An 18036-nucleotide genomic window follows, 5' to 3' on the forward strand; every position below is an offset into this window, starting at 1 on the left:
AGGATACGGGCGGCGGCGAAGGTTGTGCTGCTGCCCTTTAAGATTGACATTTATATTTGAAACGAGAGGAAACATTAATGTCTAAGATCGTTAAAGTTCTAGGTCGTGAAATCATCGACTCACGTGGTAACCCAACTGTAGAAGCTGAAGTACACCTAGAAGGCGGTTTCGTAGGTATGGCGGCAGCTCCATCTGGCGCATCTACTGGTTCTCGCGAAGCTCTTGAGCTACGTGACGGTGACAAAGCACGTTTCCTAGGTAAAGGTGTTCTTAAAGCAGTTGAAGCTGTAAACGGCCCAATCGCTGAAGCTCTAGTTGGCAAAGACGCTAAAGACCAAGCTGCAATCGACGCAGTAATGATCGAACTAGACGGCACTGAAAACAAATCTAAATTCGGTGCTAACGCTATCCTAGCTGTTTCTCTAGCAAACGCTAAAGCTGCTGCTGCTGCGAAAGGCATGCCTCTATACGAGCACATCGCTGAGCTAAACGGCACTGCAGGTCAGTTCTCTATGCCTCTACCAATGATGAACATCATCAACGGTGGTGAGCACGCAGACAACAACGTTGACATCCAAGAGTTCATGATCCAACCAGTTGGCGCTAAGACTCTTAAAGAAGGTCTACGTATCGGTGCAGAAGTATTCCACAACCTAGCTAAAGTTCTTAAGTCTAAAGGCTACAGCACTGCAGTTGGTGATGAAGGTGGTTTCGCTCCTAACCTTAAATCTAACGCTGAAGCTCTAGAAGTTATCGCAGAAGCTGTTGCAGCTGCTGGTTACGAACTAGGTAAAGACGTAACTCTAGCTATGGACTGTGCTGCATCTGAGTTCTTCGACAAAGAAGCTGGCATCTACAACATGAAAGGCGAAGGTAAAACTTTCACTTCTGAAGAGTTCAACCACTACCTAGCTGAGCTAGCTAACCAATTCCCAATCGTTTCTATCGAAGACGGTCTAGACGAGTCTGACTGGGATGGCTTCAAGCACCAAACTGAACTACTAGGTGACAAGCTTCAACTAGTAGGTGACGATCTATTCGTTACTAACACTAAGATCCTTGCTGAAGGTATCGAGAAAGGCGTAGCTAACTCTATCCTTATCAAGTTCAACCAAATCGGTTCTCTAACTGAGACTCTAGCTGCAATCAAGATGGCTAAAGACGCAGGTTACACAGCAGTAATCTCTCACCGTTCTGGCGAAACTGAAGATGCAACTATCGCTGACCTAGCGGTAGGTACAGCTGCAGGTCAAATCAAAACTGGTTCTATGAGCCGTTCTGACCGTGTTGCTAAGTACAACCAGCTAATCCGTATCGAGGAAGCTCTAGGTGAGCGCGCTCCTTTCAACGGTCTTAAAGAAGTTAAAGGTCAAGCTTAATTCTTAATTGAATTAACCGCTTAACTTAAAGCTTTTGAAAACGCCTCGCACTTGCGGGGCGTTTTTTATATGACGGAAGCGCTAAGTGAGCGCGCTCCTCCATGTTTCAAGGAAGCGGTCTTAAAGAAGTTAAAGGTCAAGCTTAATTCTTATTGAGTAAAGTTTCGCTAAATAGCTTTTTGAAACCATCGCTACGGCGGTTTTTTTGTATTTATAAGTTTGTATTTTTGGCTCTTACTTTGGTCATGGGTAAGGAGCGCTTCCTATGAGCTTGTTTCATTTTGCTGCTTATTTCTTGTAAGGAGCGTGTGAGTCTCCCTTTCTCCCCTAGAGGCAACCTCGCATTTATGCTATATATGTCACCTTATCTAATTCCTTCCGGTACAGAATGTTAGCAGCGATATGCGAATCTTTGTTATAGCCCTTACGCTACTGTTTGGCTTGCTTCAATACACTCTATGGTTTGGTAAAAACGGAGTGTCTGACTACTACACAGTAAAAGATGAAATTGAAGTTCAGCAACAAGTGAACAGCAAGCTACAAGCTCGCAACAATGAAATGTTCGCTGAGATTGATGACTTAAGGCAAGGTCTTGATGCGATTGAAGAACGTGCGCGTCATGAGCTCGGTTTAGTTAAAGATGGCGAGACTTTTTACCGCATTATAGGTGAGGAAAACCATTAAAATGTTGGATATGAACTCATCGCATATCGCAATTGTGCCTGCTGCTGGTGTGGGTAGCAGAATGAAGGCAGATCGCCCTAAGCAATATTTATTGATCGAAGGTAAAGCGGTACTGGAACATACCGTAGAGAAACTGCTTTCTCACCCAAATATTTCTAAGGTTGTCGTTGCCGTTACTGACGGCGACCCATATTACCCAGAATTGTCCGTTGCTAAGCACCCAGATGTGATTCGTGTAGCTGGTGGTAAAGAAAGAGCAGACTCTGTGTTATCAGGGCTAAACTATGTCAATGAGCATCTGGAAAGCGAGTGGGTATTAGTTCACGACGCTGCAAGGCCATGTGTATTAACATCCGACATTGACCGTTTGATTGATGTTTGCTGCGCCCACTCAACGGGTGGCATTCTCGCATCTCCTGTGAGAGATACAATGAAGCGAGCAAACGCAGTGCAAGATATCGATCATACGGTAGATAGAGAAGCATTGTGGCATGCACTGACTCCACAAATGTTTAAAACTCAGCAGCTTACTCAAGCACTGGCTGACGCATTAGAACAGGGTGTAACCATTACTGATGAAGCCTCGGCTTTGGAATGGTTAGGCGAGAAGCCAGCCTTAGTTCAAGGGAATGCGAACAATATAAAAATCACTCAGCCAGAAGATCTTGCGTTAGCCGAGTTTTATCTAAGCCGTGAGCGCGGCGAATAAAGAAAGGATAGAAAATGATTCGAATTGGTCATGGTTTCGATGTACATAAATTCGGTGGTGAAGGCCCAGTCATTATTGGTGGTGTAGCAATCCCTTATGAGCAAGGTTTGATTGCTCACTCAGATGGCGATGTAGCGTTGCATGCGTTAACGGATGCTCTGCTGGGCGCGATTGCTGCCGGCGATATTGGTCGTCATTTCCCAGATACGGATGATAAATGGAAAGGCGCAAACAGTCGTGAATTACTGAAAGACGTTTACCGTCGAGTTAAAGAGCAAGGCTACCGTCTTGGCAATGCTGATGTAACCATCATGGCACAAGCGCCTAAAATGGCACCACACATTGACGCAATGTGTGCGGCGATAGCCGAAGACCTAGAAACCGACATTAGTAACATTAACGTAAAAGCGACGACGACAGAACGTCTCGGTTTTACTGGACGCAAAGAAGGCATAGCAACGGAAGCCGTTGTACTTCTGTTTAAGCAATAACTAGCAATTTGCTCCTCTAAGCTGTGATATCAGCGGAAACACATCATGTCAGACATTTTATCTTCATTGGCTTACCTAACGGGTAAGCCAGTTGCATCGGCAAAAATTAAAGCGCAGCCAGAGCATTTTCAGGTTCGCGAAGATTTAGGTTTTGCCTTTACGGGCGAAGGCGAGCACTTAATGGTTCGTATCCGTAAAACGGGTGAGAACACCAGCTTCGTTGCTAACGAGTTAGCAAAAGCCTGTGGTGTTAAGTCGAAAGACGTTAGCTGGGCGGGTCTTAAAGACCGTCATGCGGTGACGGAACAGTGGTTAAGTGTCCATTTACCAAAAGGTGAAACGCCAGATTTTTCAGCGTTTTTGGCTCAATACCCAAGTATCGAAATCCTTGCAACAGATCGTCACAATAAAAAACTGCGTCCTGGTGACCTAGTAGGGAACGAGTTCGTGGTTACTTTGTCTGAAGTGACAGATATAGCGGATGTAGAGCAACGTCTTGAAAAAGTGAAACAAGTTGGCGTGCCAAACTACTTTGGTAGTCAGCGTTTTGGTAACGATGGCAACAACCTTGAAGAAGCACGTCGATGGGGACGCGAAAACGTTCGTACCCGCAATCAAAACAAGCGAAGCATGTATTTATCAGCGGCTCGTTCGTGGATTTTCAACCGCATCGTTTCAGCTCGTCTAGAGAATGGTGTGTTTGATAAGTTCATTGATGGTGACATTGCACAGACGAATTCTGGCACTCAGTTGATTGATGCAAACAACATCACTGATTTGCAAGTACAATTTGCACAAGGTGAAGCGGCAATTACCGCTGCGCTTGCTGGCGATAATGCACTGCCTACTCAAGCCGAGGCTCTGGCATTAGAGCAACCGTTTTTAGACGAAGAGCCTGACCTCATGGCGCTGATTCGTGGTAATCGCATGCGCCACGATCGTCGCGATATTGCGCTGAAGCCAAAAGATTTAGCTTGGACGGTTGAAGGTAACAACATTACGCTGACTTTCTCACTGGATGCGGGATCTTTTGCGACCTCTATTGTTCGTGAGTTAGTTAATGAGGTTGAAGTAGAAAGAGAATACTAATGGAACAGGATTCACGAAACCCGAAGCCCTTAAGAGTCTTAATCAGCAATGATGATGGTGTTCATGCACAAGGGATTCATGCCCTCGCTGATGAGTTGAGAGATATCGCCGAAGTGACCATTGTCGCACCTGATCGAAATCGTTCAGGTGCTTCGAATTCACTCACATTAGAACAACCATTACGCGTGACTGAAATTGCCCCAAATATCTACTCAGTGCAAGGCACGCCCACGGATTGTGTGCATTTCGCGCTGAATGAGCTAATGAAAGATGATTTGCCTGATCTTGTTCTGTCAGGAATCAACCATGGCGCTAATTTGGGTGATGATGTTCTTTATTCTGGAACAGTAGCAGCCGCCATGGAAGGTCATTTCCTTGGCGTTCAGTCGGTGGCTTTTTCACTAGTGGGTAAGCGACATTTCGAATCCGCCGCTAAAATTGCACGTCAAATTGTACAACAGCATTTAGCGTCGCCGATTCCAACGAATCGTCTACTGAACGTAAACGTGCCTGACTTACCATCAGAGAATTTAGGTGAAATTGAAGTTACGCGTTTAGGTGCACGTCATCACGCAGAGAATATGATCAAGCAGAAAGATCCGAGAGGCCATGACATTTATTGGTTAGGGCCACCAGGAAAGGAGCAAGATGCAGGAGAGGGCACGGACTTTTATGCAATTGAGCATGGCCGAGTTTCAATGACGCCTCTGCAAGTTGATCTCACCGCTCACGAGTCGCTGCGTGCTATGGATAGTTGGTTAAAGGAAGAGAAGTAATGAGTAACCCACATGCTGACAGGTTGATAGCGTTTCTTATCTCCAGTGGCATCAAAGACCAAAGAGTTCTGGATGCTATCCAACGCTTGCCACGAGAAAGCTTTGTTTCTCAAGCGATGATGCACCAAGCCTATGATAACAATGCGTTACCAATTGGTCAGGGACAAACTATTTCTCAGCCTTATATCGTTGCTCGTATGACCGAGTTGCTTGAGCTAGAGCCGGCGAGTCGTGTTCTGGAAATCGGAACGGGATCGGGTTATCAAACCGCGGTACTGGCGCAAATTGTTGATCATGTATACTCCGTTGAGCGAATTAAATCGTTGCAATGGGAAGCAAAGCGTCGCCTGAAGCAATTGGATATCTACAATGTTTCAACTAAGCATGCTGATGGGTGGCAGGGCTGGGAAGCGCGAGGTCCTTTCGATGCTATCATTGTTACCGCTGCCGCTGAAGTGATTCCCCAAGCTCTTCTCTCACAATTAAGAGATGGCGGCAAAATGGTCATTCCTGTTGGAGATACGGAGCAACAGTTATTAAAAATAGAGCGTAAGGGAGACGAATATCTCTCTACCGTTGTAGAAATGGTTCGGTTCGTACCTCTGGTTGCGGGTGATTTAGCTTAAGGGTTAGGGATAGGTGAATAAGTTACTACGTCATATTGGTATTAGCTTTGTGTTTGCTGCAGGACTAGTTGGTTGTGCAGCGCATTCCCCTGCACCTGTCTCTAGCCTAAAAAAAGACTATTCAAGCCTTGAAAGAGGGAGTTACAGAGGGAGTTATTATGAGGTAAAAAAAGGCGATACGCTTTACTTCATAGCTTATGTCACAGATAAAGATGTAAATGATCTTGTTCGTTACAATGAGTTAACTCAGCCTTACACTATCTACCCAGGACAGAGGCTAAAACTTTGGGCTCCGAAATATGTCGCCCCTAAATATGGTCAAAAAGTTGAACCCGTTGTGGCTCCTGTTGTTACGACCCCCCCAGCTCCAGTGACGAAAACATCAACAGCCTCTAAACCTAAACCTTCGAGTAAAAACTCTAGTCAAAAACCTACAGAGACTAAGCCTAAAGTCGTACAAAAACAGCCTCCAAAGAAGGTTGAACAATCGAAAACAAAGGAGTATGTTGGTTCAAAAGATAACCAAAAAGTGAAGCAAAAAGCGCCAACTACCACAGCAAAGAGTGATAAAGTCTCAAAGTGGTTGTGGCCAACAAAAGGGAGAGTAATCAAGAACTTTTCGGCGGGAGAACAGGGAAATAAAGGTATCGACATCGCAGGACAGCGTGGTCAACCTATCGTTTCAACCGCAGCCGGCACAGTCGTTTATTCAGGCAATGCGCTACGAGGTTATGGCAACTTAATTATAGTAAAGCATAACGACAATTATTTAAGCGCATACGCACATAATGACAAACTGCTGGTCACAGAAGGACAAAGCGTAAAAAGCGGACAAAAAATCGCCACCATGGGTAGTTCAGGTGCAAAGTCGGTCAAACTACACTTTGAAATTCGCTATCAAGGTAAATCAGTGAATCCAAAACGCTATTTGCCTTAAAACTTTGAAAAACAACTTGCGACATCATTTAGCGACATATTGAGTTGTCATGTCTTGCTAACTCGCCAGGGGGAGGCGTTATGAGTATCAGCAACACAGTAACCAAAGTTGAAGAGTTTGCATTTGACAATGCGTCAGTGAAGACCATTGATAACGAACTCGAAAGATCATCATCCACAGAAAGCAAAGCGACTGCGCGTGAAGAATTTGACGCGAGCAGTAAAAGCTTAGATGCAACTCAGTTGTATTTGGGCGAAATTGGCTTCTCACCTTTACTTACTGCCGAAGAAGAAGTGCTTTACGCAAGACGCGCCCTACGTGGCGACGAAGCGGCACGCAAACGTATGATCGAAAGTAACCTACGTTTGGTTGTTAAGATTTCTCGTCGATACAGTAACCGTGGTCTAGCACTACTCGATCTGATTGAAGAAGGTAACCTCGGCTTGATCCGAGCGGTCGAAAAATTCGACCCAGAACGTGGTTTCCGTTTCTCTACTTACGCAACGTGGTGGATCCGACAAACGATAGAGCGAGCGTTGATGAACCAAACTCGCACGATCCGTCTACCTATCCACGTAGTGAAAGAGCTGAACATTTATCTGCGTACTGCGCGTGAACTTTCTCAAAAGCTCGATCACGAACCGACCGCAGAAGAAATTGCTGCTCAATTAGATATTCCAGTCGAAGACGTAAGCAAAATGTTACGCCTTAATGAGCGTATTAGCTCTGTCGACACGCCAATCGGTGGTGACGGTGAGAAAGCGCTGCTGGATATTATTCCTGATGCAAACAACTCTGATCCAGAAGTTTCGACTCAAGATGACGACATCAAATCATCGTTGATTCATTGGTTAGAAGAGTTGAATCCGAAACAGAAAGAAGTGCTTGCACGTCGCTTCGGCCTACTAGGCTACGAGCCTTCGACGCTGGAAGAAGTTGGTCGAGAGATTGGCCTGACACGTGAGCGAGTACGTCAAATACAAGTGGAAGGTTTGCGTCGTCTTCGTGAAGTCCTAATCAAACAAGGTTTGAATATGGAAAACTTGTTTAACGTAGAAGACGATTAAATAATCCGTATTCCACTAGATACGCAAAAGGCTATGGTTCCCCATAGCCTTTTTTCTTTTTTGCTCCTTGGTGTGAGTCTATTTACAGCATCCTTTTCAAGCGATACAGCTCTTCAAGAGCTTGGCGTGGCGTTAAGTCGTCAGGATCAATACCTGACAGAGCTTGTTCGACCTCGCTAGGCTCTGGAATCAGGCTCAACTGGTTAGCCACATCTACTGCACTTGGACGCGGTGTGTCACTGTTTTGCCCCAGTTGCTCTAGCTGAGATAGCTTGTTACGCGCATTTTTGATGACCGTTTTTGGTACGCCAGCTAAGCCCGCAACAGCCAAGCCGTAAGACTTACTTGCCGCACCTTCTTGAACTGCGTGCATAAAGGCAATGCTGTCTCCATGTTCTACGGCATCCAAGTGAACGTTCGCTAAGCTTGGCAGTTGGTTCGGTAACTCTGTTAATTCGAAGTAGTGAGTTGCAAATAGGGTCATCGCACCAATTTGTGTTGCGAGCCATTCCGCACTTGCCCAAGCTAAAGAGAGACCGTCGTAAGTACTAGTACCGCGTCCGATTTCATCCATTAGCACCAAACTGTTCTTAGTTGCGTTGTGAAGAATATTGGCTGTTTCGGTCATTTCTACCATGAAGGTCGAGCGGCCAGATGCAAGATCATCTGACGCACCAATACGAGTAAATATACGATCTAAAGAACCAATCTGTGCGGATTCTGCCGGTACATAAGAGCCGATATGTGCCATCAATGCAATCAGCGCAGTTTGACGCATGTAGGTTGATTTACCACCCATGTTTGGACCGGTGATGATCAACATCTTACGGGCTGGGTTAAGCTCAATTGGGTTCGCGATGAACGGCTCTGTTGTTACTTGTTCTACGACTGGATGACGACCAGCTTGAATGTGAATTCCTGCGTCTTTCACAAGCGTTGGGCGGCAGTAATCTAACGAATCTGCACGCTCTGCTAGGTTTTGTAATACATCCAGTTGAGACAGGGCAGAAGCTAGGTTTTGCAGCTTCTCAAGGTTTGGCATCAATAGATCAAACAGTTCTTCCCACAACTGTTTCTCAAGTGCTAACGCTTTAGATTTCGAGTTAAGTACTTTGTCTTCGTGTTCCTTAAGCTCTGGGATGATGTAGCGTTCAGCGTTTTTGAGTGTTTGGCGACGTACATAATGCGGTGGAACCAAATGGCTCTGGCCACGGCTTACTTGGATAAAGAAGCCATGAACGTTGTTGTAGCCTACTTTAAGCGTATCGATACCGTGTCGTTCACGCTCATCTCGCTCAAGCTGCTCAAGATATTCTGTTGCACCGTCTGCCAATTTTCGCCATTCATCGAGCTCCGCATTGTAGCCTTCAGCGATGACGCCACCATCACGAATAACAACCGGCGGATTTTCTTTAATCGCGCGCTCTAACAGGTCACATACTTCGTCAATCGGAGCTGCATACTTCGCCAATTTCGTTAGGTACGGATGGGTCAAAGAAGCGGTGACAGATTCTAGCTCTGGTAGCTGTTGCATGGCATTGCGAAGTCTAGCCATATCGCGAGGGCGAGCAGAGCGTAATGCAAGGCGCGCTAAGATACGTTCAATATCACCAATTTGCTTTAACGTTGGTTGAAGATCAGCAAACAGAGCTTGTTCTTTAATCTCACCAATCGCATCAAGGCGATTGTTTAACGTTTCAATGCAACGCATAGGCTGATGCAACCAACGCTTCAGCATTCGGCTGCCCATCGGAGTTGCACAATGGTCGAGTACTGCAGCGAGCGTGTTATCGGTTCCGCCTGCTAGATTTTGAGTAATTTCCAGATTACGTCGGGTAGCAGCATCAAGGATGACGGATTGATCCTGATGATCAAACGTTAAAGAGCGAATATGAGGTAAAGCCGTACGTTGAGTATCTTTTACGTACTGGATCAAACAACCAGCAGCACATAACCCTAAGGACGCATGTTCTACACCAAAACCAACCAGATCTTTTGTGCCAAATTGTTGATTGAGTTGTTGCTTAGCCGTATCAAGCTCAAACTCCCAGACTGGGCGACGACGGTTACCATTGCGGCTCGCCATTAAATGTACAGGTTCAAAATCTTCTGGGAACAGTAGCTCACGTGGTGCGGTACGTTGAAGCTCGGCTGTCATCGCTTCTTCAGTTTCTGGTTCTGTCAGTTGGAAGCGACCAGAGGTGACATCCAGCGTCGCATAACCGAACTTACCGTTGTGATGGTAAATTGCTGCGATTAAGTTATCGACACGCTCAGAAAGCAGCGCCTCATCCGTCACTGTACCTGGTGTCACGATACGCACAACTTTACGTTCTACTGGGCCCTTGCTGGTGGCCGGATCGCCAATCTGTTCACAGATCGCCACAGACTCACCAAGCTGAACAAGTTTTGCCAGGTAGCCCTCTACGGCGTGAAATGGCACACCCGCCATTGGGATAGGTTCACCTGCAGACGCACCACGTTTGGTCAATGAAATATCAAGAAGCTGAGAAGCTCGCTTGGCATCATCGTAAAAGAGTTCGTAGAAATCGCCCATGCGGTAGAACAGCAAAATCTCTGGGTTCTCAGCTTTTAGCTTGAGGTATTGCTGCATCATCGGAGTGTGTTTTTGTTCAGCTTTCACAGGTAAGTTCTTTTGTTTATTTCCGTAGCGGCTTAGGATACGTGAATCCCTATCAAGTAAAAAGAGACAAAGGGCATTTTGGCTATGGAAAAAACAACAAAATTGAGTGCCGATTTAGGCGCATTATTGGCTAAACACGGGCATCTTTTAACGACCGCAGAATCATGCACTGGTGGTGGTGTTGCAACCGCCATTACTGACATTGCTGGTAGTTCAGCGTGGCTTGACCGTGCGTTTGTCACCTACAGTAATGAAGCGAAAATGGAGATGCTTGGTGTGCAAGCTTCAACGTTAGAAGCGCATGGTGCAGTGAGTGAGCCAGTTGTGATTGAAATGGTGCAGGGTGCAATTAAAAACTCCAATGCGACCATCGGTGTGTCCATCAGTGGTATTGCAGGGCCGGGTGGTGGCAGTGAAGAGAAACCAGTCGGCATGGTCTGCTTTGCTTTTGCTGATAACCAAAGTTGGCAGCAAGTCGAAACCATGCATTTTACTGGTGACCGTGCAGAAGTTCGCAAAAAAGCGGTCGAGCATGCGCTGACTCAATTGTATCAACATCTACTCTAGAATTTCTTAAATTGTTTTAGCCCAGCATTGATAAGGGCTAGAGCAAATCACGACTTTAGGTCAGCCAAATTTTTTTCATACAGGTATGGACACTGTATGAATCAACAGTATAATAACTTTCATTGCTGAGCAGTTCTTCTGCTTAAGAAAAATGAATTACTATTCGTCGCCCAAAGAAGATGAATAAATCGGAGAAAGTAATGGACGAGAACAAACAGAAAGCGCTCGCCGCTGCGCTAGGTCAAATTGAAAAGCAATTCGGTAAAGGCTCTATCATGCGCCTTGGTGATAACCGCGCAATGGACGTAGAAACCATCTCAACGGGTTCTCTTTCTCTTGATATCGCTTTGGGTGCTGGTGGTCTACCAATGGGTCGTATCGTAGAAATCTACGGCCCAGAATCTTCAGGTAAAACAACATTAACCCTTGAGCTTATTGCTGCTGCGCAACGTGAAGGCAAAACGTGTGCGTTTATCGATGCAGAGCACGCTCTAGATCCTGTATACGCGAAGAAACTTGGCGTAGATATCGATGCATTGCTGGTTTCTCAGCCAGACACAGGTGAGCAAGCGCTAGAGATCTGTGACGCACTTGCACGTTCTGGTGCTATCGATGTTATGGTTGTCGACTCTGTTGCAGCGCTAACACCGAAAGCAGAAATCGAAGGCGAAATGGGCGATAGCCACATGGGTCTGCAAGCACGTATGCTTTCTCAAGCAATGCGTAAGCTAACGGGTAACCTAAAGCAGTCTAACTGTATGTGTATCTTCATCAACCAAATCCGTATGAAGATTGGTGTGATGTTTGGTAACCCAGAAACAACAACAGGTGGTAACGCACTTAAGTTCTACGCTTCTGTTCGTCTAGATATCCGTCGTACTGGCGCAATCAAAGAAGGTGACGAAGTCGTAGGTAACGAAACGCGCATCAAAGTTGTTAAGAATAAGATTGCAGCACCATTTAAAGAAGCAAACACACAAATCATGTACGGCCAAGGCTTTAACCGCGAAGGTGAACTTGTCGATCTAGGTGTGAAGCACAAGTTAGTTGAAAAAGCCGGTGCTTGGTATAGCTACAATGGCGATAAGATTGGTCAAGGTAAAGCGAATGCGTGTAACTACCTGCGTGAGCATCCTGAAGTGGCTAAAACTATCGATACAAAACTGCGTGAAATGTTGCTAGCGCCAGCACTTGCGGAAGCGCCTGAAGCTGGTGAAGCGCCAGAGCAAGCTGAAGAGTTTTAATCTCTCATAGATTAATAAATGACAAAGCCCTGCAATGCGGGGCTTTGTTGTATCTATTGAAATCAAAAATCGAATTATCACAAAGGCCATTGAGAGCCTGTACAGCAAAAATACTTTTAGGATCATCATGTACCAAAAACGCCAGGCGCCAACATTATCGAGCAAAGAGGCAGCTATCCAATTGCTTAGCCGTCGCGATCATGGTCAGTATGAGCTTTACCAAAAATTATCGATGAAGGGCTATGAAGAATCAGACATCGACATCGCAATTAATTTTTGCCTAGACCATAACTATTTAGATGATTTACGTTACGCGAAGAGTCAAATTAGACAGCATGTATACAAAGGACATGGAGAGCGTCGAATTCGTCAAGAGTTAAACCAGAAGCGTGTTGCGGAATCGGTGATTGAGCAAGCTATGGCTGAAGAGCCGCAAGATTGGTTTGAACTGGCTAAACAGGCGGCAGAAAAGAAATTCAAAGGTATTAAAGCCAAAGACCAAAAAGAGTACGCAAAACAAGTTCGTTTTCTGCAATATCGTGGCTACAGTTTTGACCAAATCAGCTACGCGCTGAGCTTTGAGGACGAAGATTAACGGTCAGTCGTTCGCACTGATTTTTGTTTTGCTTCAAATTTTTTCTCCTACTCCCTCTTTTCCTCAAGAAAACTAGTCTCAGCTGTTTGCATGATCTACAATACGGCAAAATTCTAACTCGACTATTTTCAGGAAGAGCTGCATGTACATGAGCACTGATGAGGTTCGTAACGCGTTCCTCAAGTTCTTTGAGAGCAAAGGACACCAAATCGTAGAAAGTTCATCGTTAGTTCCACATAACGACCCAACCCTGCTGTTCACAAACGCAGGTATGAACCAATTTAAAGATTGTTTCTTAGGCTTAGAAAAACGAGCCTACACTCGAGCGACTACGGCTCAGCGTTGCGTACGTGCAGGTGGTAAACATAACGACCTAGAAAATGTTGGCTTTACTGCTCGTCACCACACATTCTTTGAAATGTTAGGCAACTTCAGTTTTGGTGATTACTTCAAAGAAGATGCGATCTCCTTTGCTTGGGAATTCCTAACCGAAGTTCTTAAACTGCCAGCGGATCGTTTATTGGTAACTGTTTACGAAACCGATGACGAAGCGTTTGACATCTGGAACAAGAAAGTTGGCGTGCCCGCTGATCGTATTGTTCGCATTGGTGACAAAGAAGGCGGCAAGCCGTACGAGTCTGATAACTTCTGGCAAATGGGCGACACTGGTCCTTGTGGTCCATGTACTGAAATCTTCTACGATCACGGTGAACACATCTGGGGTGGTCGTCCTGGCACGCCTGAAGAAGATGGTGACCGTTTCATCGAGATCTGGAACAACGTATTCATGCAGTTCAACCGTCACGCAGACGGCACTATGGAACCGCTACCAAAACCATCGGTAGATACTGGTATGGGTATCGAGCGTATCTCTGCAATCATGCAAGGCGTTCACTCAAACTACGAAATTGATGTATTCCAAACTCTTATCAAAGCAGCGGCTGAAGTCATTGGTTATGAAGATCTATCGAACCAATCGCTACGCGTTATTGCTGACCACATCCGTTCATGTTCATTCTTGATTGTTGATGGTGTGATGCCTTCAAACGAAGGTCGTGGTTACGTACTACGTCGTATCATCCGTCGTGCAGTTCGTCACGGTAACAAGCTGGGCGCACAAGGTGCATTCTTCCACAAGTTGGTTGGCGTTCTAGCTGACATCATGGGTACGGCTGGTGAAGAGCTGAAGCGTCAACAAGCTGTGGTTGAAAAAGTACTGCGTATCGAAGAAGAAAACTTTGGTCGTACACTTGAGCGCGGTATGGCGATTCTAAACGAAGCATTAGATAACCTAGACGGTAAAGTACTGGACGGCGAAACCGTATTTAAACTTTACGACACTTATGGCTTCCCAGCTGACTTAACTAACGACGTTGCACGTGAGCGTGAGTTCGCAATCGACGAAGAAGGTTTTGAGAAAGCGATGGAAGAGCAGCGTCAACGTGCGCGTGAAGCGGGTAACTTTGGTACTGACTACAACGCAGCAATCAAAGTTGATACGCAAACAGAATTCTGTGGTTACACAGGTACTAAAGGCTCTAGTTCTGTAGCAGCGATGTTCGTTGAAGGCAACGAAGTAGATTCGCTATCTGCGGGCGACAAAGCAATCATCGTACTTGGTGAAACACCATTCTACGCAGAGTCAGGCGGTCAGTGTGGTGACGCTGGTGAAATCCGTACTGAGTCTGGTGTATTCCGCGTTGAGGACACTCAAAAACTAGGTAACGCAATCGCGCACCACGGTGTAATGGCAGAAGGCGTTCTAGCGAAAGGTGATGAAGTAGCAACTATCGTTGACGCAGAGCGTCGCGCAGCTATCTCTCTAAACCACTCAGCAACGCACTTGCTACACGCAGCACTACGCCAAGTTTTAGGTGAGCACGTAACGCAGAAAGGCTCATTGGTGAAGGCAGACAACCTACGTTTCGACTTCTCACACCTAGAAGCCGTAACTGCAGCAGAACTGAAAGAAGTTGAGCGTCTAGTTAACGCGCAAATTCGTCGCAACCACACGATTGAAACCAACGTGATGGACATTGAGTCTGCTAAGAAGAAAGGCGCAATGGCACTGTTTGGTGAGAAGTACGATGACGAAGTACGCGTACTGTCTATGGGTGACTTCTCGACAGAGCTTTGCGGTGGTATTCACGCATCAAGCACAGGTGATATTGGCCTATTCAAAATCACTTCAGAAAGCGGCATTGCTGCAGGTATTCGACGTATTGAGGCGGTAACAGGCGAGGCTGCATTAGACGCGATTGAAGCTCAAAACGCGAAGTACGAAGAGAAACTGGCAGAATCTGCACAGAAAGCAAAAGCGCTAGAGAAAGAAGTGCAGAAGCTAAAAGATAAGATGGCGGCAGCAGAAAGCGCTAACATCATGGGCAAAGCGGTTGAAGTCAATGGTACAAAAGTTCTAGTCGCAGCTCTTGAAGGCGCTGACAGCAAGAACCTACGTACTATGGTTGATGACATCAAGAACCAAATGGGGTCTGGTGTCGTACTGCTTGCCAACGTGACAGGTGACAAGGTTGGCCTGATTGCTGGTGTGACTAAAGATCTAACTGGTAAAGTAAAAGCTGGTGATCTAGTTAAGATGATTGCTGAGCAAGTCGGTGGTAAGGGCGGTGGTCGTCCTGACATGGCTCAAGCTGGTGGTACTGATGTAGCCGCACTACCAGAGGCAATTAAAACAGTTCAGCCTTGGTTAGAAGAGCGCTTATAAGCTTTTAACTACTAAAATTACGCTCAATCAAGTTTCTTTGATTGAGCGTAATTTTTTTTAGCAGCCAAGTGGTTTAATTGACCAAAAGTTAACCGAGTCATTTAGGCTATTTGGTTTTTGTTGTAACTACTGCTTATATAATTTTTCTAAAAGGAAATACTGACGATGTAAGCAGTTCTAAAGAGACTTCGGTCTTGGGAAGGTGAAGACTGGTGAAAAAGCCCCTTATCGTGCAAAAGTTTGGCGGAACCTCCGTGGGTTCAATTGAAAGAATCCACCAAGTTGCTGAACACATCATTAAGGCGAAAAATGATGGCAATCAAGTTGTTGTTGTCGTGTCTGCAATGTCAGGCGAAACAAACAGACTGATGGACCTCGCTAAACAGATAGATAGCGTGCCTACAGCTCGAGAACTTGATGTTTTGCTCTCTGCTGGTGAGCAAGTGTCAATGGCACTGTTAGCAATGACACTCAATAAATTGGGTCATGCTGCACGCTCGCTTACCGGAGCACAGGCGAATATTGTGACGGATAATCAACACAATGACGCAACGATTAAACACATTGATACTAAGACAATTCTGGGATTGCTTGAGCAAGACCAAATCGTGATTGTTGCAGGCTTTCAAGGTGTGAATGAGAACGGGGATATCACCACATTAGGTCGAGGTGGCTCAGATACGAGCGCAGTGGCACTGGCAGGCGCATTGCGCGCTGATGAGTGTCAAATCTTTACCGACGTTGATGGTATTTATACTTGTGACCCACGTGTAGTGAAAAACGCGCGAAAATTGGCGGTTATCGATTTTCCTTCCATGGAAGCGATGGCAAGCCGAGGCGCGAAAGTATTACATTTACCTTCAGTGCAATTTGCATGGAAGAATAATGTGCCACTGCGCGTGCTTTCGACATTTGATGTTAATGAAGGCAGTCTGGTAAAGGGGGAGTTAGGCAATCAAGCCGTCTCTGGTATAGCCATTCAACGTGACCTTGCCATAATCGAAGTCGATAAAGAACATTTATCTAGTGCTACAAAACAATGTCAGATGTTGGGTATCGACATTTGGAATGTGATCGAGGAAACAGAACGGGCAGGTATCATGATAAAACAAGATGCATGTGCCAAGTTCGATCTGGTGTTCAGCGACAAAATCCGTAATAGTGAAGTGGTAAGCCTGTTGACCGCAGTGGGGCTTGAGGCCAATGGAATGGTAGAGCACGCATGCGATTTGTTGGCAAAGCGAGATATTGAGATCAATTTCAGCGCAACGAATGCACTCACTATGATGCTAGTTTTAGCACCCGAATGTGTGGATACAGCAGCAAACATTCTGCATGATGCTTACATTACGTCTAGTGAAGCATTAAACATTCAACAAAAACATGCCTTTTTAGGCTGATTTTCGCTAACAAGGTAGTTTACGAAAATATAACTTTTGTTGGATAATAGCTTTGTAGCAAGAAAATTTAGAGATTACTCAAGGAGCAAAGAATGCTAATTTTGACTCGCCGCGTAGGCGAAACACTGATGATTGGTGATGAAGTGACTGTAACTGTACTAGGTGTTAAAGGTAACCAAGTGCGTATCGGCGTTAACGCTCCGAAAGAGGTTTCAGTTCACCGTGAAGAAATCTACATGCGCATTCAAGCTGAAAAAGGCAATGGCAACGTTGCTTCAGGTAACTACTAAGTCGCTCCTGTTTACAGAGCTTAGTTTGAATGAAAAAGGCTAACCGAAGGGTTGGCCTTTTTAGTTTTTACTGTTTTTGAAAATTTGCAGAAACTATTGTATTGAGTATGGCTGTGAATTCATCAATAATGTTGATTCGAACTTCAGAAAGTTATTTGAAAATAAATGTCTTTTTTTCAGAGAAGACTCTCTTTTTTTCATCATAATAGAGTGATAAAGTTCGTTTAATAGTCACTTTGATTAAATCAGCAACGGTTAAGCCAGTTTCGTGGATTTTTTCAAAGAAAATGTTTGACATATTTTCGGTAAAACGTAATATGTGCCTCCGCAAGACGGTGAGGTGGCCGAGAGGCTGAAGGCGCTCCCCTGCTAAGGGAGTATACGGTTTATCCCGTATCGAGGGTTCGAATCCCTCCTTCACCGCCATTCTTGCAACGTTGATTTATCAACAAAAAGTGCGTCCTTAGCTCAGCTGGATAGAGTACCTGGCTACGAACCAGGCGGTCGGAGGTTCGAATCCTCCAGGACGCGCCATATCTCTTTTGAGATATAACAATGAAAACGGTGAGGTGGCCGAGAGGCTGAAGGCGCTCCCCTGCTAAGGGAGTATACGGTTTATCCCGTATCGAGGGTTCGAATCCCTCCTTCACCGCCATTCATTGACTGGCCCGATGGCCTTTTTTTTGTTTCGTAAGAAATGAATGTGATTTACTTCACAACTTCTTAGCAAGAAGATCTGCGCGTCCTTAGCTCAGCTGGATAGAGTACCTGGCTACGAACCAGGCGGTCGGAGGTTCGAATCCTCCAGGACGC

General features: G+C 45.5%; 16 protein-coding genes and 4 tRNA genes. 19 read left to right on the forward strand and 1 reads right to left on the reverse strand.

What is annotated here, in order from left to right; genetic code table 11:
• The first annotated feature begins 77 nt into the window (after positions 1 to 77).
• The 9 genes from eno to rpoS all read left to right on the forward strand — a co-directional run bounded on the left by eno (position 78) and on the right by rpoS (position 7758).
• The gene (gene eno, locus R8N49_RS02295) at positions 78 to 1379 is read left to right on the forward strand and encodes a phosphopyruvate hydratase (protein ID WP_005383785.1); all 1302 of its coding nucleotides are present in this window, start codon (positions 78 to 80) and stop codon (positions 1377 to 1379) included.
• A gap of 402 nt (positions 1380 to 1781) precedes the next feature.
• Positions 1782 to 2063 (forward strand): cell division protein FtsB, encoded by a 282-nt coding sequence (gene ftsB / locus R8N49_RS02300; protein ID WP_005380907.1) that lies wholly within the window; start codon positions 1782 to 1784, stop codon positions 2061 to 2063.
• A 1-nt stretch (position 2064) separates the two neighbouring features.
• A complete protein-coding gene (ispD, locus tag R8N49_RS02305) occupies positions 2065 to 2772 on the forward strand; it encodes a 2-C-methyl-D-erythritol 4-phosphate cytidylyltransferase (protein ID WP_054701898.1) in 708 nt (235 codons plus the stop codon).
• A gap of 14 nt (positions 2773 to 2786) precedes the next feature.
• Complete coding sequence (gene ispF / locus R8N49_RS02310; RefSeq protein ID WP_005380896.1) at positions 2787 to 3263, forward strand: 2-C-methyl-D-erythritol 2,4-cyclodiphosphate synthase; 477 nt, start codon at positions 2787 to 2789, stop codon at positions 3261 to 3263.
• 45 nt (positions 3264 to 3308) lie between these two features.
• Positions 3309 to 4352, forward strand: coding sequence for a tRNA pseudouridine(13) synthase TruD (gene truD, locus R8N49_RS02315; protein WP_033907437.1), 1044 nt, complete (start codon positions 3309 to 3311; stop codon positions 4350 to 4352).
• Positions 4352 to 5128, forward strand: a complete 777-nt coding sequence (surE, locus tag R8N49_RS02320; protein WP_005380894.1) for a 5'/3'-nucleotidase SurE — start codon at positions 4352 to 4354, stop codon at positions 5126 to 5128. The genes truD and surE overlap by 1 nt, the downstream gene beginning before the upstream one ends.
• On the forward strand, positions 5128 to 5754 hold the full coding sequence (locus R8N49_RS02325; protein WP_005380892.1) for a protein-L-isoaspartate(D-aspartate) O-methyltransferase: 627 nt from the start codon (positions 5128 to 5130) through the stop codon (positions 5752 to 5754). The genes surE and R8N49_RS02325 overlap by 1 nt, the downstream gene beginning before the upstream one ends.
• A gap of 13 nt (positions 5755 to 5767) precedes the next feature.
• A complete protein-coding gene (locus R8N49_RS02330) occupies positions 5768 to 6691 on the forward strand; it encodes a peptidoglycan DD-metalloendopeptidase family protein (RefSeq protein ID WP_017633546.1) in 924 nt (307 codons plus the stop codon).
• Between the two features lie 80 nt (positions 6692 to 6771).
• The gene (gene rpoS, locus R8N49_RS02335) at positions 6772 to 7758 is read left to right on the forward strand and encodes an RNA polymerase sigma factor RpoS (protein ID WP_005380887.1); all 987 of its coding nucleotides are present in this window, start codon (positions 6772 to 6774) and stop codon (positions 7756 to 7758) included.
• Between the two features lie 82 nt (positions 7759 to 7840).
• On the opposite strand, the gene mutS is transcribed toward rpoS, so the two are convergent.
• A complete protein-coding gene (gene mutS / locus R8N49_RS02340; RefSeq protein ID WP_064354301.1) occupies positions 7841 to 10402 on the reverse strand; it encodes a DNA mismatch repair protein MutS in 2562 nt (853 codons plus the stop codon).
• An 84-nt stretch (positions 10403 to 10486) separates the two neighbouring features.
• Here mutS and pncC point away from each other — a divergent pair, with 84 nt between their 5' ends.
• From pncC to R8N49_RS02390, 10 genes are all read left to right on the forward strand, one after another.
• Positions 10487 to 10969 carry a nicotinamide-nucleotide amidase gene (gene pncC, locus R8N49_RS02345; protein WP_017633544.1) on the forward strand — a complete coding sequence of 161 codons (483 nt, stop codon included), beginning with the start codon at positions 10487 to 10489 and terminating at the stop codon, positions 10967 to 10969.
• 200 nt (positions 10970 to 11169) lie between these two features.
• A complete protein-coding gene (gene recA, locus R8N49_RS02350) occupies positions 11170 to 12213 on the forward strand; it encodes a recombinase RecA (RefSeq protein ID WP_005380874.1) in 1044 nt (347 codons plus the stop codon).
• Between the two features lie 127 nt (positions 12214 to 12340).
• Positions 12341 to 12808 carry a recombination regulator RecX gene (recX, locus tag R8N49_RS02355; RefSeq protein WP_017633543.1) on the forward strand — a complete coding sequence of 156 codons (468 nt, stop codon included), beginning with the start codon at positions 12341 to 12343 and terminating at the stop codon, positions 12806 to 12808.
• 142 nt (positions 12809 to 12950) lie between these two features.
• On the forward strand, positions 12951 to 15533 hold the full coding sequence (gene alaS, locus R8N49_RS02360) for an alanine--tRNA ligase (protein ID WP_186584658.1): 2583 nt from the start codon (positions 12951 to 12953) through the stop codon (positions 15531 to 15533).
• A 212-nt stretch (positions 15534 to 15745) separates the two neighbouring features.
• Positions 15746 to 16933, forward strand: a complete 1188-nt coding sequence (locus tag R8N49_RS02365) for an aspartate kinase (protein ID WP_005383803.1) — start codon at positions 15746 to 15748, stop codon at positions 16931 to 16933.
• Between the two features lie 92 nt (positions 16934 to 17025).
• Positions 17026 to 17223 (forward strand): carbon storage regulator CsrA, encoded by a 198-nt coding sequence (gene csrA, locus R8N49_RS02370; protein WP_004415691.1) that lies wholly within the window; start codon positions 17026 to 17028, stop codon positions 17221 to 17223.
• Between the two features lie 334 nt (positions 17224 to 17557).
• Positions 17558 to 17649 (forward strand) — tRNA-Ser (locus tag R8N49_RS02375).
• Positions 17650 to 17680: 31 nt separating this feature from the next.
• Positions 17681 to 17757: transfer RNA gene (locus R8N49_RS02380), tRNA-Arg, on the forward strand.
• A gap of 29 nt (positions 17758 to 17786) precedes the next feature.
• Positions 17787 to 17878, forward strand: a tRNA-Ser gene (locus tag R8N49_RS02385).
• Positions 17879 to 17963: 85 nt separating this feature from the next.
• Positions 17964 to 18036: transfer RNA gene (locus tag R8N49_RS02390), tRNA-Arg, on the forward strand.

It is taken from the genome of Vibrio sp. 1978, assembly GCF_033344345.1.